General features: G+C 56.9%; 18 protein-coding genes and 1 pseudogene. 11 read left to right on the forward strand and 8 right to left on the reverse strand.

The annotated features are described in order from the left end of the window. Positions 1-205: 205 nt before the first annotated feature. The 5 genes from E2F43_RS18730 to E2F43_RS18750 form a co-directional block, all read right to left on the reverse strand. Positions 206-1,492 carry a flavohemoglobin expression-modulating QEGLA motif protein gene (locus E2F43_RS18730; protein WP_133215620.1) on the reverse strand — a complete coding sequence of 429 codons (1,287 nt, stop codon included), beginning with the start codon at positions 1,490-1,492 and terminating at the stop codon, positions 206-208. Beyond that, the gene (locus E2F43_RS18735; protein ID WP_238947031.1) at positions 1,485-1,976 is read right to left on the reverse strand and encodes a GNAT family N-acetyltransferase; all 492 of its coding nucleotides are present in this window, start codon (positions 1,974-1,976) and stop codon (positions 1,485-1,487) included. The genes E2F43_RS18730 and E2F43_RS18735 overlap by 8 nt, the downstream gene beginning before the upstream one ends. A 300-nt stretch (positions 1,977-2,276) precedes the next feature. Then, positions 2,277-2,798 (reverse strand): hypothetical protein, encoded by a 522-nt coding sequence (locus tag E2F43_RS18740; RefSeq protein WP_133215622.1) that lies wholly within the window; start codon positions 2,796-2,798, stop codon positions 2,277-2,279. Between the two features lie 244 nt (positions 2,799-3,042). After that, positions 3,043-3,441: a hypothetical protein gene (locus E2F43_RS18745; RefSeq protein ID WP_238947032.1), complete on the reverse strand. Its 399-nt coding sequence runs from the start codon at positions 3,439-3,441 to the stop codon at positions 3,043-3,045. Between the two features lie 600 nt (positions 3,442-4,041). Beyond that, positions 4,042-4,956 (reverse strand): YihY/virulence factor BrkB family protein, encoded by a 915-nt coding sequence (locus E2F43_RS18750; RefSeq protein WP_133215626.1) that lies wholly within the window; start codon positions 4,954-4,956, stop codon positions 4,042-4,044. 398 nt (positions 4,957-5,354) lie between these two features. Between E2F43_RS18750 and E2F43_RS18755 the strand changes: the two genes are divergently transcribed. Next, entirely contained in the window at positions 5,355-5,573 is a 219-nt protein-coding gene (locus E2F43_RS18755; RefSeq protein WP_133215628.1) for a hypothetical protein, read from the forward strand. Positions 5,574-5,819: 246 nt separating this feature from the next. Next, positions 5,820-6,755: a sugar kinase gene (locus E2F43_RS18765; protein ID WP_133215630.1), complete on the forward strand. Its 936-nt coding sequence runs from the start codon at positions 5,820-5,822 to the stop codon at positions 6,753-6,755. Positions 6,756-7,078: 323 nt separating this feature from the next. Here E2F43_RS18765 and trhA read toward each other — a convergent pair whose 3' ends face one another. After that, positions 7,079-7,708 carry a PAQR family membrane homeostasis protein TrhA gene (gene trhA / locus E2F43_RS18770; protein WP_133215632.1) on the reverse strand — a complete coding sequence of 210 codons (630 nt, stop codon included), beginning with the start codon at positions 7,706-7,708 and terminating at the stop codon, positions 7,079-7,081. A 386-nt stretch (positions 7,709-8,094) separates the two neighbouring features. Here trhA and E2F43_RS18775 point away from each other — a divergent pair, with 386 nt between their 5' ends. Together E2F43_RS18775 and E2F43_RS18780 are read left to right on the forward strand one after the other, a co-directional pair. Further along, positions 8,095-8,895 (forward strand): class I SAM-dependent methyltransferase, encoded by an 801-nt coding sequence (locus E2F43_RS18775; RefSeq protein ID WP_165954406.1) that lies wholly within the window; start codon positions 8,095-8,097, stop codon positions 8,893-8,895. Positions 8,896-9,139: 244 nt separating this feature from the next. Next, on the forward strand, positions 9,140-10,030 hold the full coding sequence (locus E2F43_RS18780; protein ID WP_133215636.1) for an enoyl-CoA hydratase/isomerase family protein: 891 nt from the start codon (positions 9,140-9,142) through the stop codon (positions 10,028-10,030). Between the two features lie 14 nt (positions 10,031-10,044). Here the strand turns inward: E2F43_RS18780 and E2F43_RS18785 are convergent, their stop codons facing one another. Then, a complete protein-coding gene (locus E2F43_RS18785) occupies positions 10,045-11,511 on the reverse strand; it encodes an amidohydrolase family protein (protein ID WP_133215638.1) in 1,467 nt (488 codons plus the stop codon). Further along, positions 11,511-12,743 carry a CoA transferase gene (locus E2F43_RS18790; RefSeq protein ID WP_165954407.1) on the reverse strand — a complete coding sequence of 411 codons (1,233 nt, stop codon included), beginning with the start codon at positions 12,741-12,743 and terminating at the stop codon, positions 11,511-11,513. Before E2F43_RS18790 ends, E2F43_RS18785 begins: the two co-directional genes overlap by 1 nt. Before the next feature lie 149 nt (positions 12,744-12,892). Here E2F43_RS18790 and E2F43_RS18795 point away from each other — a divergent pair, with 149 nt between their 5' ends. The 7 genes and pseudogenes from E2F43_RS18795 to E2F43_RS19600 all read left to right on the forward strand — a co-directional run. Continuing rightward, the gene (locus tag E2F43_RS18795; protein ID WP_133215642.1) at positions 12,893-13,195 is read left to right on the forward strand and encodes a hypothetical protein; all 303 of its coding nucleotides are present in this window, start codon (positions 12,893-12,895) and stop codon (positions 13,193-13,195) included. A 6-nt stretch (positions 13,196-13,201) separates the two neighbouring features. After that, the gene (locus E2F43_RS18800; protein ID WP_133215644.1) at positions 13,202-14,662 is read left to right on the forward strand and encodes a class I adenylate-forming enzyme family protein; all 1,461 of its coding nucleotides are present in this window, start codon (positions 13,202-13,204) and stop codon (positions 14,660-14,662) included. Beyond that, entirely contained in the window at positions 14,644-15,690 is a 1,047-nt protein-coding gene (locus E2F43_RS18805) for an AraC family transcriptional regulator (protein ID WP_133215646.1), read from the forward strand. The genes E2F43_RS18800 and E2F43_RS18805 overlap by 19 nt, the downstream gene beginning before the upstream one ends. A gap of 293 nt (positions 15,691-15,983) precedes the next feature. Beyond that, a complete protein-coding gene (locus E2F43_RS18810) occupies positions 15,984-18,476 on the forward strand; it encodes a CaiB/BaiF CoA transferase family protein (RefSeq protein WP_133215648.1) in 2,493 nt (830 codons plus the stop codon). 13 nt (positions 18,477-18,489) lie between these two features. Then, on the forward strand, positions 18,490-19,389 hold the full coding sequence (locus E2F43_RS18815) for an alpha/beta hydrolase (protein ID WP_133215650.1): 900 nt from the start codon (positions 18,490-18,492) through the stop codon (positions 19,387-19,389). Positions 19,390-19,551: 162 nt separating this feature from the next. Further along, entirely contained in the window at positions 19,552-20,556 is a 1,005-nt protein-coding gene (locus E2F43_RS18820; protein ID WP_133215652.1) for a Rieske 2Fe-2S domain-containing protein, read from the forward strand. Positions 20,557-20,577: 21 nt separating this feature from the next. Beyond that, positions 20,578-20,739: pseudogene (locus tag E2F43_RS19600) on the forward strand (zinc ribbon domain-containing protein); the annotation flags it as partial. Positions 20,740-20,743 lie beyond the last annotated feature (4 nt).

Raw genomic sequence — 20,743 nt, forward strand, 5'->3', positions numbered from 1 at the left:
CAAAGAAAAGTGCGAAAAAATATTTACACTACCCCCAGAGATGCGAATAGCCGGGGAAAATCCTGCTGCGGCGACAGAAAAACAAACGAAGCCAAACATTCTCGAAAGCATGGCGAAATGGCACACCAAACTGTCTCACATCGCGTAATCGCCGCCCTGACTAAGGGATGATAATGATTGGTTTTACCCCTACACGGCCGGTGATTTACAATAACGCACCGTAATCGGCCTCGAGCTGGTCAAAATTGAGGCTGGCGATAAAGCGCGAGAAGCTCATCCACGAAGCCAGGCCCTTGAGATCGGCGAAATGCGGCGGTACAAAGGGCGGTGCTACCAGCACTTTCTCCTCTGTCAGCATCTGGTAGGTCTTGATGTCTTCCAGGGTGATTTTTCCGCAGAACAATAACGGCAGGGTATCCAGTCTGCCTTGGCTCATGGCCAGGCGCAGGTAGTTATAGGTCTGGACGAACCCGCGCATGTAGGCCAGGTCTTTGGTGAAGGGCCGTCCCTGGGGCGTGCTGCCGCGGAATATCCTGACCGCAATCGAGTAACTGTCTTCTTCATTGATATCCATGTGGCGCAGGTAATCGAAAACCTCGAGGAAACTCGCCCCTTCCTCGGCCAGTGTGACTGAGCGCACCCGGCTGATCAGCCGGTACAGGCGCGTCGGGCTGGAGCGCAAAGTGAGAATCTCGGTCAGCACGGCCAGTCCCTCCTGAGTTGTGGTGGAGGAGGGCGGCCCTTTGCTGAGAAAGGTACACCAGGGCTGGGCCGTGCCATTGAGGGTGGTACCCAGGTGTACCCAGCCTTCGTGGACTTCCAGTACGTCGATGTCCAGAGCGTTGAACCAGGCATCGCTGCGAATCTTCAGATAGTCTGACCCCGCTGCGGCGTCTGCCGTCATCTGGTCGTTCAGCAGTACCCGTATGCCGGCGTCAGGAAAGACCCGCAGCAGGCGTTCATTGAGCATTTCAACCGCGCTTTCGGCCGCAATGGTTTTCTCATCTTCACGCATGGATTCGTTGCTGAGCAGGTTCACCAGCGTGTTTTCCATGGCCATGCCGAGATCGGCGAGACTGGGGTCACCGGCATGGAAAACATCGGATGCGGAACCGTAAAGCTCCTCCGACAACACCCCGAAATCGTCGGTGCCGCGAGCCTCGAGCATGCGAACTACCGTGGCGTATTCACGGCAGTAGCGGCGCATAATCGCAGCCAGGGGGTTGAGCTGCCCCAGCTTGCGGGAGATGTCACGCTCGATGGCGTGCAACTCCGTCCGCTTGGCAGCGGGGTCGAATTCCAGCGGATTATTGCGCCGGTAGTAGTCACCATCCACCGCCGGCTGGTTTCGGCAGGCCCCGCGGAAAAAGCCCTCGCGAATTTCGGGTCCCCATTTTATCGAGTCAAGAATGCGGATGGGGCGCTGCGCCTCGACAATCCGGTTGGAAAGCTCGCGCACCGCCTCGAGATACTCCGGGTTGCTGTCAACCATTGCGCGTCCTCATGCCTGTATCGCTGTTTTGCTCGTTGCCGTTGTCCAACGACAGGCTCATCCAGATTGAATCGTCTACCCTGAAGCCCGCCCGCTCATAAAACCGCCGCACCCTGGCATTGCGTGCTTCAGTCTCGAGAAAGACGATTTTGCAGCCTCTGGCACGGCAATCCCCCAGAATGGCGGTCAGGACCTTCGAGCCAAGGCCCGCTTCCCTGGAACGCACATAGATTTCATCGATCAGAGCCTCGACGCCCCCAGATTCCAGGCTGTATCCCCAGGTGACCACCGCGTAGCCATCGACAGGCTCGCCGAGCAACCAGACCACGCCGTAGTCGTCGCCATCGAGCAGGGCCGGCAGGCTGCGCCGCAGGCGCTGCTCATCGTAATCGTGTTCGTCGATCGCGCAGAACTCCTTGATCATTATCAGCAACTCGGGGAGGTGTGCACGGGTGGCGCGGGTGAGTATTGAATTGCAGTTCAATGCTGTTCCTTTACAGATGGGTAAGTTCCAGGGACGGGATGATTTTAGTACAAAGCGGGTTCCCTGGGGTCATCCTCCTGGTGCAGTCTCAGAATGTTGCGCTCTTGTGGGTCTCATTTCATGTCTTGAGTAGCCATAAGTCACCTCCCAAGGTGGTTGTGATCAGGCCTTGGGCAGTCCAGATACCAAACTCAGCGTAGTCCAGATGCCACAGCATGGGCGATAGCGGCGCTAGATCAGGCCCGGAAGGTGGTAAATCATTCGCACAGTTCGCGGTTATGGAAACCACCTGACTACATATTACTCCTCCAGGAATCTGGTCCGAGTCTTTGTCCACCATAAATAGGTGCCGTCTTCTGACACCTCGCCCAACAAGCTGTCAACATAGTCAACAAATTCGACTTCAAAAGCTTCCCTGTTCATATTGTAAACGGTCAACGCGAAGCGATTCCCAAGCGTCCAATCGATGTTCTCCTGGATGTGCCGTTTCCAGTCTACGACACCGTCCATTCCCGATTTATGCAGCAGATATCGATCTTCCCATTCGTTGAGAGCATTCAAGACAAAGGAAGCAGCGACCAATCCCTCTTCAAAAGTCAGTTCTGCTGGACTCTGAATTGACTTAGCCAAAATTTTAGCGATGGTTGGATCCATGAGATCCCTATTGATTTCGAAGATCTTTTGCGTTGGCACGGCGAATTCCAACTGCAGCGCAAGGTGATGAGAGTTCTGACGAATTTCAATAGCGAGAAACATGATACCTAACAGAACACCAATATTAGCGGCTAACGTTAGCTGTCGATGAAGGCGATCACTGTTCACTGTCAAATCCTACCGGTATCTTTGTAAAAAAATAAGTTGTCACTTCGGGTCAATAGCGGCTGTCATCATCAGTATAGACCGTGTGTCTTTCCTCGGATCGAAGTGCATGGTTTAAGTGCTGAAATGAACCAAATGTCTTCAATGCCTGGATCGGAGGCGCCGTCCTGGGGGGCAAGTCTCCCTCAGAATCTTGACCCGATCTAGCGGGGCAGGTCATTGTCCAGGCTCTTTCTGAACCCGCAGTTCAGGGCGCAACTTCCTCGCTCGGCGGCGCTAATGCCGACGACTGCGCGACGCAACCTTCAGTTTGCACGCCTTCACAGCCACACAGGTTTCCACCGCCGTCGTTGAAACTGTACGACAGGGGATCCAGTGGTTTCAGGGGGCCTAATTCGCCAGGGACGAGGTGTTCTCCATTGAGATCGAAGCCTGCGCACCAGATGAGGTTGTTGGTCAAATCGGCCTGGCTGCCGAAGTTTGATACGCCTGCCCTGGCCGGATCTAGAATGGAGTTGTCGAAGATGGTTGCCACCGACGGATAAATTGCCGGCATCACGATAATGCCATCTCCAAAAAGACCCGTTAACAGCTCAGGGTGCGTTGTCAATATCTCGTCGTTCCAGGCCCAGGCATTGAACTGCACGATGCGAATTCCGCCCTCCCGGTCAACCGCGACCACTCAGTTATTGCCGCCGCGCATGACAAAACCGGTCACGCTGCCGCTGCCCCGGGCCCCAAAGTTGACCAAGCCGGTGGCGCTTTCAAAGGAGTCAAGCGCTCGCGTTTCTGGCCCTAGGATTAGCGGTTGTCCATCGCCCTGCAGGTATTTCCTTGCCAGCGATCCACAGTGTCTCTTCGTACACGCCAGCCTCGACGATGATCGCCGCCACGTCCGGTGCTGCATCGATGGCTTGCTGAAGGGAGGTAAAATTGCCGGGAACCTTGATGCGCGGCGGCTTTTTCCGTGATGCTTCGGCAACCGCCTGGTCTGCGAGGGGCCGTACTGTGTACGCGACAGCCGAAGTCAGGCTTAGAGCAAGGATGAACATTCGAATGGCGAGGCGAATGGCTTCGTCCCTCTTTCCATCGTTTGATCCGGTTCAGTATAGAAGACTCCTGGCAAAGTGCATAAGAAGCGAATATGGCGTATAGAGGGTAACTGCACACCCAGTATCTGGTCGCAAAAAGCGGACAAGCCGCCTGCGGCTGCCCAGCTGTGAGTTCGCCGACGGCAACGTCGCTCTCAGTCTTCGATGAGCTCTCGATGAACACGCACGGCAACGCTGCGGGGCCTGACCGTGAGCCCCCTGGCGAGAAAGTGCGCCTTGGTAAACGCAGCACCGTAAAGCAGTATGAGCGACGAGTAATTCACCCAGAGCAAGAGCAGCACCAGTGAGCCTGCGGCGCCATAGGTGGATGCGGTGGCCGTATAGGACAGGTACATGGCGATCAGTGAGCGGCCGATGGTGAACAGCACCGCGGTCAGCACCGATCCCAGGGCCACGTCGCGCCAGCTCAACTGCACGTCGGGAAGCACTTTGAATATGGTTGCAAACAAGAGCGAGGCGACCAGAACGGACGCTACCAGGTCCAAACCGCCGAAGGCGACATCGTACCAGGGCAGCCAGCCCTGCACCTGCTGCAACAAGATCCGCAGGCCGACGCTCAGCGACAGTGAGACCAGCATCACGAAGCCCACCGCCAGTACAATGGTGAGTGAAGTGAGGCGCTTTCGCAGGAACAGTAGAATGCCGCTACGCGAAGGCTTGGGAACCACGGTCCAGATGGAATTCAAGGAATTCTGCATCTGGCCAAATACGGTGGTCGCGCCGATGAGCATCGCAGCAATACCCGCCAGTGTCGCGAACAAGCCGCCTTCTTTCAGGCTGGACTGGGCCACGGCGGCCTGCACGGTGGCCGCTGCCTCGGGACCAATGGTTTCCTGCAGCTGAATCACAATTTGTCCTTCCGCTGCCTCCTGGCCGTAGAAGACACCGATCACACTGACCACCACGATCATGACCGGCGCAATGGAAAACAGGGTGAAAAAGGCCAGGGAACCCGCGTTGGCGAAGGCGTTGCTCTCGAGCCAGATGTGTGCGGCCTGCTTGAAGATGTTCAACCACCACTTCAAGCGGGTGCCCAGTGGTTGGATCATAAATGTGGTTCCTGTTCAGGTAGGCGTTGCCGTGGACAGCGCATATTAGACGTCCCTGCCGCGATATGGCAACTGCGGACCCATCGGGGATACACATCACCTGCAGACGTTAGGTCATCTACCCCATCCATAAAATCTACAGTTGCAGTCACTATAAGTCCATGTGCGCGCCGTCAAAGCATGAGTTACCAATCGACCTGATTCAATAAGACACAGATCTGCTACTTTTAACTGAAGCAGGGGCGTCTCGATTTGAGCACGTCCAACACTGACAAGACGCTTAAAGATTTTCGTGGTAAAACACCTCGCAAGCATTCCACCGAGGAGAAGATGCCCAAAGCGCTTCTTAGGGCGGGCCATCCGTATCGTTCTGGAAGGGCCTCGAGGTGAAATGTCCGTTGCAGCTGAAGCATTACTACTATCCGTGGAAACTGGAGAAGGTGATCAGGGAGGGGGTCCACCACTATATTCATGAGCGGTATCACGAGTCGCTGGATAACGTGACACTGGCTGATGTGTGCGAGGGGAGGCGAAACGACATTCTGGATCAGCGAGCCCTGGTAAAAATCAGGACCATTGCCCAGAGGAAAATACACAACCTGCGGATGGCACGCTAAACTGGAGTGACAGTTGGCAGGAAAAGGTCTCTTAGAAAACGGCCCGATTGGGGTCATATCCTTTGCCGAACGTACGGTCTAGGGTACCTCGGCCAACCTTCAGGCCGCGGTTGATGGCGGAATGGGTAGCGGCAACGTGCCGGAAATCTTCGACTATTTCCTGACACTCGAAAGGTGAGGCTGGAAATGCCCGACGCTAGAGCGCTCCTGTGTAAATCAAGACGATAGGTTGAGTACCGATTGAATATGGCAAAGAACATCGCGTTGATCGGTGAGTGTATGCTGGAGCTAACCCACCAGACAGGGGCCCCGGGCGGTCGCTGCCTGCCCATGAATCTGTCCTACGGTGGCGATACGCTCAATGCGGCGGTGTATCTCGCTCGACAGGGGATTGCGGTCGACTATGTGACCGCGCTGGGCGATGACCCGATGAGCGCCTGGATGACCGAGCAATGGCGGAGTGAAGGGGTCGCTTGTGGGCTCATTGATTACCAGGCAGACACTGTACCCGGCCTGTATCTTATCGAGACGGACAAACAGGGCGAACGCTCGTTTTATTACTGGCGAGAGAGTGCCCCCGCACGGCGTCTGCTCGATGACCCGGTCAAGGCGAAGCATTTGTTCTCGCAACTGGAGGAACGTGACTGGCTCTGCCTCTCAGGCATCACCCTGGCTATATTCAGCGAGGCTGCAAGGCAGCGCCTGTATGACGCATTGGCAGACTATCGCCGGCATGGTGGCCGGGTCGCGTTCGACAGCAATTACAGGCCAAAACTCTGGCCGAGCCGCGAATCTACCCGTGAAGCTTATGAGGCGATGTACCGGCTCACAGACCTCGCACTGCCGACGATAGAGGATGAGCAACTGGTGTTTGGCGATGCCGAGCAGAGCGATATTGTCGATCGACTGCAGTCCTGGGGTGTCAGCGAGATCGCACTGAAGATGGGAGAGCACGGATGCTTGGTGGTGACGGATCAGGATCGGGAGTTGGTGGCTGCCAACCCGGTCCGCGTGGTCGATACGACCTCAGCGGGGGATTCGTTCAATGCCGGTTACCTGGCTGCGCGCCTGAAGGGGCTTTCCGCGGCAGACGCAGCGGCCGTAGGCCATCGTCTGGCGTCGGTGGTCATCCAGCACAGTGGCGCGATTATTCCCCGTGACGCCATGCCGAAGGACCCCTGAGCAAATGACTAGAGCCAAGACCGGAGTTCTACTTCTGTGCCTGTTGCTGATAACGATCACGATACCCCGGGAAGCCCGTTCGCAGGAACCCCCAGACTGATTCTCACCCGGGCCGGTGTGGAAAATAAGGAAAAACCTGGGCCGGCGCCCTGTACCAGATTCTTCAGGACGAAAAGTATACGGCTTATGTTCGTGACATGCTGTAGCAGCACGAAGCCATGTACAAGGAACTGCCCTTGCATTCGAAGGAGCGATCCTACGCCCGTGGAAAGTGCATACCCTTAATGCGAACTCAATCGGCCAATTCGACCGCCTGATGCCTGTTACCTGAGGTAACCAATGACAGCGATGAAGTGGCATGCAGATCCAACCAATACAAAGAAGTGCCAGATTCCATGCGCGTGATTGAGCCATTTCGTCTTGTCCAACAGGTAGAAGATGATCCCTGTCGTGTAGGCGATGCCACCTGCGACCAGCCAGTAGAACCCGGGGTTGGGCAAGATGGCCCTGAGACCTGTCAGATCAAGGGAAACCAACCATCCCATCCCGAGATAAATGATGAGCTGGCTGGCTTTCACAACCCGCCCAGACAATACCAGTTCGGAAATGCTGCCGAGAATGGCCAACGTCCATACAATGGCCAGGATCAGATGGCCACTGCCGCTGCGCATGCTCACCAGCATGAACGGCGTGTAAGTACCGGCAATCAGGAGATATATCGAGATGTGGTCCAATACCTTGAATAGTTTTTTTAGTCGAGGACCTCTGAAGCTGTGATAAAGCGTGGACATGGTGTACAGCAAGACCAGTGTCAGTCCGAAAGTGGTGAAACCTACGATAATCCTTGGATCACGTGTCTGAATACCCAACGCTAGTAAGGCACCCAGAGCGATGAGGGCGAAGACGGCGCCCACTAGATGGCTGATACTGTTCAGTCTTTCCCCATAGTACATAACGCGCCTATTTCCCTGAGCCAGTTAAACCAGATCTTATTAGAAATGTAGAGAAAATAGTATTAAAGGTACCTACGAGAATAAACTGGGAGTCTTCGAAGGTATTTCCACTGTGCGCAGCGTCATCCAAAGGCCAAGAGGAATCAAGGCTTTGGCAAGAAGGAAACCCACTAACCCTGTCTCGCGGTGCCGAGAGACCCTGCCGGTCAAGACGAGTGGTGTCTGCCACACAACTAGGCCGAACCACGTGAAACAGGCGAGGGCGGACCCATTGTCCGGTCTCGCGCCTGGCGGACCGGGGTTGGCTTTCACCTCATCCGGGACAATCGGGGAAACCTGGACTACACTGCGGTGGGTCCGCTAACCGATATTTTGAGGTCTCCACGTTGAGTCAACATGCAGCGCGCTTTACGGGTTCCATACCTGAAAACTACGACCTCTATCTGGGGCCCAGGATATTCGTCGGTTTCGCAGAGGACCTCGCCCGAAGAGTTCTTGAACTGCAGCCAGACAAAGTCCTAGAACTTGCTGCTGGAACGGGAATACTTACCAGAAGGCTTCGGGACGTTCTGCCGGCAGCCTGCACCATCACCGCCACCGACCTGAACCCACCGATGTTGGAAATCTCCCGAGGTAAATTTCAAGGCAACGAGGGCGTCGAATTCAAAGCCGCCGATGCAATGCATCTACCCTTCATTGAATCGGACTTCGATGTTGCTACATCTCAGTTTGGAGTCATGTTCTTCCCGGATAAACAGCGCTCATACGAGGAGGTTTTTCGAACTTTACGGGCCGGTGGTCACTACATTTTCAATGTCTGGGGCCCGATGGATAGCAATCCCTTCGCCAAAATTGCCCACGAAACTGTTGCAAGTTTTTATCCCGAAGATCCGCCGGGATTTTATAAGGTCCCTTTTGGCTACAACGATCCTGTCAGCATCGAGAATTCACTCAATGAAGCGGGCTTCTCGGGCATAGAAATTGAGAAGGTAGAGATAAGCTCGAGTATTCCCTCGGCAAGTGACTTTGCAAGGGGGCTGGTCTATGGCAATCCGCTCCATGAAGAGATTATCCTGCGAGGCGGGCAGCCGGACAGCCTATGTTCTGCAATTGCCGCCGCTCTGGAGCAGCACTTGGGCGAGGTCATGCCCCTGCAAGCTTTCGTGATTGTTGCAAGAAAGCCCTGAGCCGGTCCGACAATCCCCGGCCTTCTGAATCAACAAGCACCGTGCACAGGCCCTGGTCAGCTCACACAGGCATTTATACACGCCGGCCACGAGTAGCAGTTGGGAAGTATTCATTCGCGCGATGACAGCTCAGCCGCAAGGTAACAGCCGCGATAGGGGATTGAGGCGATTTCTCTCCTAAAAAGGCACAATCTGCGGGTATTTTGCGGGTTCTCATTAATGAGGATGACAGTGGAAAAGTGACATGCAGTTACCCTACCTTTTGAAAGTTGCTGGAGACTGTTTGGGCGATGACGACTGGCTGGCAAAACAACCCTGCCCGGTGATCGCGATCGGTAGCGGCGTTGATCGCCAAGCCGACGTCGTGCTGCCTGACGAGTCCGCGGCGGCGGCGCTGATCGCTGCAATCGAAAACAGCCCCACGGCAGCACTGGTCCTGGTGCAGGTCCTGCGCGCTGTTGAGGGTATGCCGGTCCCACATGCGATGACGCTCGAATCCCTCGCTTTTGGCCTATTGCAGACGGGCCCGGAATACCAGCGGTGGCTTACCGAGCGTTCCAAGCCCCCGGCCCTGGTAGTTGAGGGGGAGGGTGAAGCGATTGAAATTACCCGAGAAGGAAGTGTGCTCAGGGCCCGAATGAATCGACCGGTGCAACGTAACTCACTGTCTGTGGAGATGCGCGATGCGCTGGTGGAACTCCTCGATCTGGTCCGTGTCGACGATACCATAACGTGTCTGGAATTGAGCGCTGCGGGAGCCTGCTTCAGCGTTGGTGGCGAATTGAGGGAGTTTGGCCTGATGCCCTCGGCGACGCAGGCGCACCTGCTGCGTTCGGTTCATAATCCCAGCCGCCTGATCGCAGCGGTCGCCGACAGAGTGCACTGCCATCTGCACGGCGCCTGTATGGGCTCGGGAATCGAGATTCCCGCATTTGCGGCGAAGGTGACTGCTGACAGGCGAACTTTTTTTCAGTTGCCTGAACTTCGGTTTGGCCTGATACCCGGTGCGGGGGGTTGCGTCAGTATATCGCGGCGTATCGGTCGGCAGCGTACTGCCTGGATGGCCCTCTCAGGTCGTAAAATCAATTCCAGGACAGCCCTGGCCTGGGGCCTGGTAGACGCGATTAGCGAGTGATGAGACACAGTTTCTTAAATTGCACTCGATCCCGGGGCTGTCTCTGGTGCAAATCGATCTCCGCTGGCCCGATAGATCATGTCCCCTCTGCTCCAGGTAGCGACGACCCGGTCACTGGAGAAATTCTGGCGCATCAGTTTCCAGGCGCAATCCAGCAAGCAAACACTGGCCTCTGAGCCCGTTTTGACGACTCTCTGGTCGAGCCCGGGAGAGTCGGGTGTAGAGGTAAACAATCTCAGGGCCTGCTCGGGACTCAAAGCTTCATGCGGCGTGATACATTCTCCGCTGCTGGTTGTGCGGTGGACTGCCGCCGCCATCGAGGCCCAGGGGTCCGGGCTGCCGAAGGGTGCATCGCTGCCACCCGCCAGCGGAATGCCTGCCTCCAGGAAACTCCGAAGACGATAGAGCCAGGGCAGCTCACCGGTCTCAACATTCCTCAGGTACTGGGCACCGCGCTCACTGACAAAGTGAGGTTGGGTCACCACGCGCAAACCCTGTTGCGCAATCTTTGCAAGTGTTTCGGGCGAGGTGATGGAGGCATGTTCTATCCTGTCCCCTGTTTCGCTGCCCACTTCTTCCAGGCAGGCCAGAGCGAAGAGCAACTCAGTGAGAGTGACGCAGTGAATGGCCACCGTGCGACCGACCTGGTGAGCCCTGAGGATAGTGGCACACAGCGTATCGAACCCGGGCAGCTGCGCCTCCAGCAGGTGGATCTTGTATTCGCCGTGCTGTATCTCCGGCGAGCCAGCGACGCCGGCGAGTTCCAGGCTACCCATCATGCGAATGTCCTGCATGAGTTCTCCCCGCGCACCGGCAGACTTGAAATGCCGCCACATTTCACCCGCATTGGAGGGCGTGGTATCGGTGACGCCGGTGACACCGTAAGAAGCAAGCAGTCGGCTGACCCGGTGAAGCGGGGGCGGGCGAGAGTTCAGCTGTGTCCGTAACCACGCGTCACTCTCGTACAGGCGGCCCGTAGTTACGCCCCCTGTACGCTCGACCCCAGCAGGTATGCCAGGGACTGAACGCTTGCGCAAAAGCCCCAGCGCTTCCAGTCCTGCGCTATTCAACACCCAAAGGCGTCCGCCACGGTGTTGAATGCGGGCGGGGCGGTCCGGTATATGCTCGTCCAGCCAATACCGATCGATATCGCCGGCGACGGAGGAGTGGTAACCAATGCCTCGCAGCCAGCCATGATCGGCCTTGTTGTTTTCCGCCGCGAGGTGTCTCGCCAGACAGGATTGTGTGGTCACCGTTGGCGGACCGCAGTGAATAGACTCGAGTGAGGCGGCCATGGATGCGAGGTGCACGTGGTGATCGTGCAGGCCAGGCAGCAGTCGGCCGCCGTGGGCCGGGATCAACGCCTCTCCCGGTCGGGGAGCCAGTACGCTGCCTATTTCTGCTATGACGCCGGCGGTCAGGCGCACGTCTTGCCTTTTTCCGGAGTCGTCGATTTCGCACTGTTTGATCAGGAAGTCCATCAATGCAGAGGATTCTGGCTGAACGCCACGCAGTGCTGCACGGTTTGAACCAGCGAAAATGCCAGCAGATGACCACCTCCCCCCTGCCAGGAGGCCAGCGCAGCGAGTGCTGCATGCATCCCCGTTAACGGGTCGGCGATTGCATCGCCGCAGAACATCCAGCGGCCGGTGGTTTGGTGCAACAGGGCGGATAGCCCCCCCGCGACACCGGCGTCGTCGCCGTAGGCGATCCAGTTGGCCTGGGGTTCACTGCGGCCATAACCTGAAATGCTCACCCAGGTAAGGCCCGGCACCTCTACCAGGAGGGACTCGGCTTGAATGCCCATTTGTCGCAAGGCACGGGGTCGGGAGCCTTCAATCACGATGTCCGCAGAGCGGATCAATTCCTCCAGTGTTTTCACTCCACCGGGTTTATGCAGGTCCAGTTGCAACTGCTGCTTGCCGCTGTTCAGATGGCTGAAAAATTCCGGGGATCCGTGCCGGGCGCCATCCGGGCGCTGGCGGCTTTCCACCTTGATCACTTCGGCCCCCGCCCACTGCAGCAGGCGGCTGCAGAGAGGCCCCGCCCACAGGGAGGATAAATCCACAACACGCGGCAGACCACGCTGGCGTGTGGCCGTCGCAGTTTGCTGGGTCACTTCGAACCAGCTCCTGTCCAGGCATGGTTCAATCCTGGTCGAGGTGATGGCAAGGCCGAGCAGGCGTCCCCGCTCCACCAGCTGTGCGGTGGGCAGTCGCACCACCTGTGCCTCCACCGCCGACCAGGTTGGTGCGGTTTCAGCTTGTAGCCACGCGTCCAACAGTCGCCAGTCGCTGTCCCGGGCCAGGTTTACTGCCAGGTGGCCATCTGCTGTGGGTAAAATTTTGCAGCTGCCCCCCGGAGATACCTCGCCGCGCCGGTGGAGACCGCAGACAGTCGCTCGTTGTGCCATGAGATCCCCCCCCTGCATCGAGGTCGGGAGTTTCTTCCCCAGCAGCGTTTCGAAGGCGTGCAGTACCCCGTCGCCATAGCTGGCAAGCGGTATCGGGCAGTCGGCAGGAGGTTGGTCGAAAAACCCGGTCAGCTCCGCCAGACCTGAATCCGACCAGCGCTGGGCCGCCGAGGTGTGGAGCCGGGTCTCGCCCGATGACACCAGAGCCCCCAGGTCCCGCAGTAGTTGCGTGGCATAACGGGAGGCGTCGCCGTTACCTTTAACCTGGAATGCGCCGCTCGCTGGTAAAATCTTCTGCATGGGGCAAGGGTATGTGCTATCGCATTGCCCGACAAGTTGATAGGGGGTCACTGTCATCTGAAGGTAAGATGCTGTCACGCCATGCAATTGATTGCCCTGTCATCTCAAGATAAGTTTGTCCTGGTCAGGAGAATGTGGAGAGAGGGTTTATGGTATCGGTAAAACCAGGTGCCCGGTTAAAAAGCACCGTCTGCGACACCGAAGTGATGGTCGTGAGAGGTTCCGGGGAAATCGACCTCAGGTGTGGTGGCTCTGCGCTTACCGAATCCGGCGGTTCGGCCGGTGGGACACCGTCGGAGGATTTCGCCGCTGGCAGCCTGATCGGCAAACGCTATGTCGATACGGAGGCGAATATTGAGCTGCTGTGTATCAGGGGTGGCGCCGGATCCCTTTCGTTAGGGGAGGTAAAACTGTCCGTGAAGAGGGCGGAAGCGCTGCCGTCGTCTGATTGAATCCGTATGAACACGTTTACCCTCCTTGAAATGACTGCCACGAGTTTTCCCGAGCGGATCGCGGTCCACAGTGACGGCCGGGATATCACCTACTCCGCGCTGTATCGGGCCGCGTGCGGCGCTGCCGCGACCTTCCAGAAAAGCGGCTGTCAGTATGTGTCGGTGCTTGATGTCAACAGTCCCGCGGTACCGATCGCACTGTACGGTGCGGCGGCCGCGGGCCTGTCGTTTGTGCCACTAAACTACCGATTGACCGAAGTTGAGCTCGACAAGTTGAAGGCCCGCATCCAGCCTCTTTACCTCGTCGACCAGGTCGGGCGCGAGGATTTCATCGCAAAGAGCATGGCATATGAAGGCGAGAGCCCCAAAGTGCCTGATGATCCGCGGGCCATCGCGGTTCAGTTGTTTACCAGTGGTACCACGGGTGCACCGAAGGCCGCCGTTCTGCGGCATGAGAATCTGATGAGTTACATACTGGGAACGGTAGAGTTTGCTGGAGCCGATCAGAACGAGGCCAGCCTGGTGTCGGTTCCGCCCTACCATATTGCGGGTATTTCAGCAGTGCTCAGTGCCGTGTATGCGGGTCGAAAGCTGGTACAGCTGCCGAATTTTGATGCGGACGACTGGATGAAACTGGTCGAAAATCAACAAGTAACTCACGCCTTCCTGGTGCCGACGATGTTATCCCGTATCGTGGAGACGATTGACGCGGGAAGAAATGCCTGCAACCTGGGCAGCTTGCGGGCGATTGCCTACGGCGGAGGCAATATGCCAGAAGCGGTAATCCGCAGGGCCCTGGAGATATTTCCCCAGGTGGCCTTTACCAACGCCTATGGCCTGACTGAAACCAGTTCCACAATCGCGTTGATGACGCCGGATGATCACAGGGAGGCTTTGAGCAGTAACGATCCGCAAATTGCCGGTCGTCTGCAGTCGGTGGGCAAGCCCTTGGCTTCGGTTGAGGTCGAGATTCGCGACGATTCGGGAAATGTCCTGGCAGCGGGAAGTGTCGGCGAGGTCTATGTTCGGGGTGCTCAGGTTTCCGGCGAATACCTCGAGCGAAAGGCGACCACCTCTGACGGCTGGTTCCCGACACGGGACAGAGGCTACCTGGACAAACTGGGATACCTGTACCTGATGGGCAGGGCTGACGATATCATAGTTCGCGGGGGGGAGAATATTTCACCCGGCGAGATCGAGGATGTGCTCACCAGCCACGAAGCGATAGCGGATGCCTGCGTGGTCGGTATACCGGACAGTGACTGGGGTGAGTGCGTTGTAGCGGCTGTGGTGCTCGCCCACGGGAAGTGGGTGGATGTTGCGGCGCTGCAGCAACTGGTGCGCGGCAAAATGCGCTCTTCCCGTGTTCCCGGGGAAATTCGTTTTCTTCCTAGCCTTCCCTATAATGAGATGGGTAAGCTTTTGAGGAGAACCGTCCGGGAGGCGTTTTGTCCACCAGCGACCTGATCACACGCTATGTGCATATCCTGGTAAAAACGGCCCACAGGGCCAACTGGGGAGTGAACGCCATCTGCGCCAAAGCGGGTGTAGTACCCGAGCAAATCCTGGATGAGAACAGGCATAGCCGTAGGGGGTACTCCGCTGAGCAACTAGCCGTTATTGTGCACGAGATGTCCAGGTATGATGATTTTCTGGGCCAATTTCCGGGGTCCGAGAAACCGGGGGCCTTTGCCCTCATGTGCGAATTCAGTTTGCTCAGCAATACGCTGGGGGAGGCGCTGGAGCGAGGATTCCGCTACTACAATCTGATGTCGGACGTGGTATCAATCAACCTGGTCCTGGAAGATGCGACGGCGAATATCGATATCCTGTTCCTCGATGAGGATGCAGATCCGGAAAATCTCATGCGAGAGTGGTGGCCCCGAATGTGGCATCGCCTTCTTGGCTGGTTGATTGGTGAGAACGTGCCGCTCGAACAGGTGCTATTTTCCCACCAGGCGATGGGGAGTGTAGAAGATTATGAACAGGTTTTTGCCTGTCCATGCCTTTTCGAACAGCCCAGTACCAGGCTTGAGTTTGACGCCAAATGGCTGGAGCGGCCGGTTTGCCGTGAGTTGGGGGAGTTGGAAGCTTACCTGCATTTCCCCAGGCTCGACCTGGTGACATTTCCCGGAGATGAGACCAGCCTGAAGCTCCGTATCGAGTGGGCCCTGCGTAGATACTTCGTACACAATCACCAGTTCCCTTCAATAGAGCGTATCGCCAGTGAATGTTTCGTCTGCAGCCAAACCCTGCGCCGTCGCCTGCACCAGGAAGATACCAGCTACACCAAGATCAAGCAGGAGATCAAGCGCGAGCTGGTGACCGAATACCTCGAGAACGACAGGTTGTCTTTGTCGGAGGTCGCTCGTCTCGGGGGTTTCGCAGAAGCCAGCGGGCTCACCCGAGCGATCAAGGCCTGGTATGGAGTGAGTCCGCGCCGCTACCGCGCGCGCTATCTCGAGGCGAGGAACAGCGCCAGCGCGAGGTGCTAGCACCTCGTGCTCCACAGGTGTCCCCGGGGAGATTGTCACTCGGGGATAATTTCTTGTCATGTAGGTCGCTTTTTCGGATCCGGGCAGCGTCATAGACTGCGAAGGTCAAACTTCTATAAGGCCGCTGCCCAAGTGCTTAACATGACATCTGCCAGCATTGGCGAGTTCTTTTCCGACTATACACACCTGGATATAGGCTTCGGTGGGTTCAACGGCAACCCTCCGGTGCCCTGCGCCGTAAGTGCCTCAGCGGTATTGCGAGATGCGAAATCTTCCCGTACAGGTGTTGGATTGTGACCTCTCCACTTGCAGGTATTCGTATCCTCGACCTTTCCAGGGGCGTGGCTGGTCCCATGGCGTCCATGGTTTTGGCCACTAACGGCGCACAGGTCATCAAGATCGACCCGCCGGGTGGTGACGAATTCGCCAGCCAGTTGGGCTACCGGGCCTGGCAACGCGGTAAACGCAATGCTGTTTTTGATCTGAAGAATGCTGAAGACAGAATTGCCTTCCTGGATCTGGTGAAAACAGCCGATGTACTGTTGGAAAGCTACAAGCCGGGCGTAGCATCGCAACTGGGCATCGATTACGAGGCGGTTTCCGCAGTCAATCCCCGCCTTATCTATTGTTCAATTACCGGCTATGGCAGGAACAACCCCCTCTCCGATCGGCCGGGATACGATGCACTTGTTGCGGCACGGGTGGGAATGCACTATGAACAACGCGGCCGGCTGGGCGGTGTCGCAGCTGCCAGTGGCGGTAATATTCCCTTCGAGGACTTCGAGTTCAATCCCGAAGGTGTCGTGGGTCCGCGGCACGAAGACAGGGACGGACCGCTTTTCACGGGTATTTGTTGGCCCAGCGTGGGGGCAGGGTACGCGGCCCTGTCGGGTATCAGCGCTGCGCTGTTGGTCCGCGAGACCACGGGCCGGGGGCAGTGGGTGGAAACAAGCCTGTTGCAGGGTGCCCTCTCTGCAGGTGGCATGGCCTATTGCCGGGCAGACAAACCGGATGCTCCGCATTACGCTACCTGGATAAATGATTCCCGTTCGCCCAAAGGCAACTTTGAGTGTGCTGATGGTCGCTGGATCATCAACTGGGTGCCCAACCCGAGTTTTATACTGGGGGCCTCCGAGGGCGACGAGCTCAACCCGACCCCGGATATGTCTGCCCGACAGGATCCCGACCGAATTATGCCGGCCATGGAGGATATGTTCGTCCTGGATCACTACTACCCGCTGATGGTCGAGGCATTCAAGCGCTACAGTGCTGATGAGTGGGTGGAGGCGGGTGCATTGGCAGGGCAGTGTATACAGAAAGTGCGGTCTCCCGAGGAATCCCTGAACGATCCGCTGTTTCTTGCCGACGGCTGTGTCGTCGAGGTGGAAGATCCTGCGTTAGGCGTCACCAGGCAGGCGGGAGTGCTTTATCGGCTGGAGAAAAACCCCTGCTCCATTCCGTCGGGTATCGCTACCTCCGGCGAACATACGGAGGAAGTAAAGACCGAAGCCGCCGGCGCCAGCTCATCGACTGTAGAGGCAGGTGACGCAGCGGCGCCTGAGCATCCCCTTTCGGGAGTCAAGGTCGTCGACCTCGGCCTGGCGATTGCCGGGCCCTTTGGCGCACAGGTTTTGTCGGATCTTGGCGCTACGGTCATAAAGGTTAACGCAACCTATGACTGGTTCTGGCACTCGAATGCCATCGCCATGGGGGCCAATCGTGGCAAGCGAAGTATCGCGGTGAATATGCGTGATAGCGCCGGCGTGGAGGTCATCCAGAAACTGGTGGCGGACGCTGATGTGGTCATTCACAACATGCGCTACAAGGCCGTTGAAGGAAAGGGCCTGGACTACGAGACCCTGAAAAAAATCAACCCTCGCCTGATCTATTGCCACAGCCGCGGGTTCGAGAACGGCCCGCGTCAGGCACTGCCAGGTAATGACCAGACCGGTTCGGCGCTTACCGGCGTGGAGTGGGAAGATGGCGGATGCAGCCGCGGTGGTCGGCCCTATTGGAGCCTGACCACATTGGGCGATATGGGGAATGGCTATCTTGCCGCCACGGCCATTATGCAGGCGCTGAGACTGCGTGAGCGCACTGGGGAAGGGCAGTTCGTCGACACCTCCATTGTGAATGCACACCTGTTCAATTGTTCTCACGTCATTGCACCGGCTGGTGAGGGTTCGTTTGACCGACCCCATCTGGCAGGCGACGGGCTCGGCTATTCCGCCGGATACCGGCTCTACAAAACGGCCGATGGCTACCTTTGTCTCGTCTTACATACTCAAAAACACTGGCATGATTTGTTTGCGGCTATTGAGTGTCCGGAGATGATGCAGGATTCCAGATTTACCGATCCGGAAGTCCGTGCTGTAAATGATCGACAATTGAACTCTTTGCTTGAATCAATATTTGCAACCAAGACGGCCGGCGAATGGCATGTTTTGCTCGATGCGGCCCGAGTGCCGTGTGAGATCGCCAACACGGATTTTCGCAAGGAAATGTGGAGCGAGGGATCTTTCATGATGGAGAGAAACTGGCTGGTAAACTTGCCGCACCGCATCGTCGGTCACGCCGGCCACGTGGGGCTGGCCCACGACCTTTCCGAAACACCTGCGGTGATTCAAGGCGGGCCTCTTATCGTCGGTGAACAAACCCGAGAGATACTCACTGAATTGGGTTATTCGCAGGATCAACAGGAACAGATGCTGGCGGACCAGGTGGTCTCCGATGAATCCTGCTACATGTTCGACATAGGTGATAAGTTGACCGGCTGCGAGGATTAGCATCGGTGTTTCTGTGCACCAGTTAATCGATGTAAGTAGCGTGGTTGATCTTCCTGGAGAGATGGAGGTCGCGGTGGAGGAGTTCATTCCAGAGACTGCCCCTGTGGCCCTGTTGTTCTGTTTTCCGGGTGGCGGCTGCAACAGTAAGTATTTTGATCTGAATGTGCCGACGGACCCCAGCTATAGTTTTGCCCAGTCCATGAGTAAGGCTGGGAGTATCGTGGTCATCGTCGATCACCTGGGAGTCGGAGGCAGCACACAGCCGCCGGATGGATTCGACCTTACGCTCGATCGGCTGATAGCCGCCAACAGGTATATCGTCGAGACATTCCGGTCGCGCAACACCCCGGGACTTCCCTGCGTAGCTGTGGGGCATTCTATGGGAGCCTTGCTGGCCATACTTCAACAGGACCGCTACCAGAGTTTTGATGCCATGGCCCTGCTCGGGTTCAGTAACTGCGGCATGCGGCACTACCTGTGTCCCTATGGCCTGGAACTGGCAAATAATCTCCACCGGTTGAAAAACGCGAGTGTTGAACTCGCCCGGCAGCAATTTGGTGTGGGCTACGCGAACATCAATGTCGGCGAATCAGCTCACCGAGGTTCAGTGACGCAAGCTGCCTACGCTGCGTTGTCGCTGGCGCGTGGTCCTCTGCTGACCGTGCCGGGCGCCTATTCGCTTGTGCCAGGCTGTCTGCGGGATGAATCGGAGCGGATACAGGTGCCTGTTCTGATAATTGCCGGAGACAGGGATATCTGCGGTAGCCCGGTCGAGATTAGGGGACAGTTTGACAGCGCTGCGTCGGTGGAGGCGCTGGAGCTGTCCGATACGGGTCATATGCATTTTGTCTATGACTCTCGACAAACGCTATTGAGTGAGACAAAGCAGTGGATTTCTCGCACTTTCCATTAGTGCTGAGGGCCTCCATTGGGAGCGCCTGTCATCCAGGGACAAGTCAATGTCATGCAATGAACTATTTCCCGGGTTTGTCTCCTTCTAGACTATGTGGTGACAATTATATGCTCCACCACATCGAATGAATTCAAGGTGCAGATCGATTAAAGGAAGCATTAGATGAGCAAAACCATGAAAACGGAACATATTCAGACATCCGGTGAACTGGAAAGGTGCCCCTTCCCAATCCCATTTGGATGGTATGTCATCGATTATTCGGAATCGCTCGAGGTTGGGGAAATTCGGAATATTCAGGCTTTTGATCAGGAGTGGGTGATTTTCCGGGGTGGGGACGGCTCTGTCGGGGTCACTGACCCCTTCTGTCCCCATCTGGGCGCGCACCTGGGGTTGGGGGGCGAGGTAGTGGGGAACAATATTCGTTGCCCTTTTCACCACTGGGAATACGATAGCGAGGGCTGGTGTAAAAATATTCCCTACGCAAAGCGCATGCCAAAGGTCTGCCAGGATCAAGCCGTTCTCAGGGTCCTTCCCACAAGCGAACGCTACGGCCTGATCTGGGCCTGGTACCACCCCGAGCGTGAAGCGCCAAGCTTCGACCTGCCTGAAGTGCCGGAACTCGAGGCTGAAGTATACATCCCTGTAAGGCATGGCGAGTGGCAAATAGGGACCTGCCTGCAGGAGATCGGGGAAAACAGTGTCGACTTTCCACACCTCAAGTTTCTGCACGGCGCTCCAGAAATGCCACTGGGCAGCGCGGTCGCTGATGGGCACGTCTTCAAATTTGATATAGACGCAGGTTCGACCACCATCGTGGGGGAGTGTCACGGTCCGGGAGCACAAGTAGTACGCCATACCGCCGGAGATACCACCGTCCTCATGTTTTCTACCCCTCTGCCGCAGTCTACTGATATGACCCTCAGCCGCATGCACTTTACGTTCAGGGATGCCGCCGAGGGCACAGCGGGAAGAACGACTGCCGAGCATGTCTATCAGCATTCGATCGGCGCCGCCGACGGTGAAGAGTCTGCAGGCTTTGAGGCCGTGGATATGGTTATCTGGAACAACAAGAAATATCGGCCGAAACCGATTCTTTGTGATGGCGATGGACCGATCGCCAAGTGGCGAAAATACTACCGGCAGTTTTATTCCCAGGATGACGCCTAGACTCAATGTTCCCAGAGGAAAATGTTCTTGCGAGAGAGTAACCCCCTGCGGCCCGCGCCCATCAGAAACCGCGACAATGCGTTTTTCTGGGATGGCGCGATTCAGCAAGAGCTGAGAATTCAGCGGTGTAACAACTGCGGCCAAATGCAACACCCGCCTGGCCCCATGTGCCCCGGCTGCCTTGGTA

This window comes from Seongchinamella unica, from assembly GCF_004354085.1.
In the GTDB taxonomy this organism is placed as follows: Bacteria; Pseudomonadota; Gammaproteobacteria; order Pseudomonadales; family Halieaceae; genus Halioglobus; species Halioglobus unicus.

Coding starts and splice junctions, on each gene's coding strand:
- E2F43_RS18730 (WP_133215620.1), bottom strand. CDS start 1,492: ATGGTTGACAGCAACCCGGAGTATCTCGAGGCGGTGCGCGAGCTTTCC.
- E2F43_RS18750 (WP_133215626.1), bottom strand. CDS start 4,956: ATGATCCAACCACTGGGCACCCGCTTGAAGTGGTGGTTGAACATCTTC.
- E2F43_RS18765 (WP_133215630.1), top strand. CDS start 5,820: ATGGCAAAGAACATCGCGTTGATCGGTGAGTGTATGCTGGAGCTAACC.
- trhA (WP_133215632.1), bottom strand. CDS start 7,708: ATGTACTATGGGGAAAGACTGAACAGTATCAGCCATCTAGTGGGCGCC.
- E2F43_RS18780 (WP_133215636.1), top strand. CDS start 9,140: ATGCAGTTACCCTACCTTTTGAAAGTTGCTGGAGACTGTTTGGGCGAT.
- E2F43_RS18785 (WP_133215638.1), bottom strand. CDS start 11,511: ATGGACTTCCTGATCAAACAGTGCGAAATCGACGACTCCGGAAAAAGG.
- E2F43_RS18790 (WP_165954407.1), bottom strand. CDS start 12,743: ATGCAGAAGATTTTACCAGCGAGCGGCGCATTCCAGGTTAAAGGTAAC.
- E2F43_RS18795 (WP_133215642.1), top strand. CDS start 12,893: ATGGTATCGGTAAAACCAGGTGCCCGGTTAAAAAGCACCGTCTGCGAC.
- E2F43_RS18800 (WP_133215644.1), top strand. CDS start 13,202: ATGAACACGTTTACCCTCCTTGAAATGACTGCCACGAGTTTTCCCGAG.
- E2F43_RS18820 (WP_133215652.1), top strand. CDS start 19,552: ATGAGCAAAACCATGAAAACGGAACATATTCAGACATCCGGTGAACTG.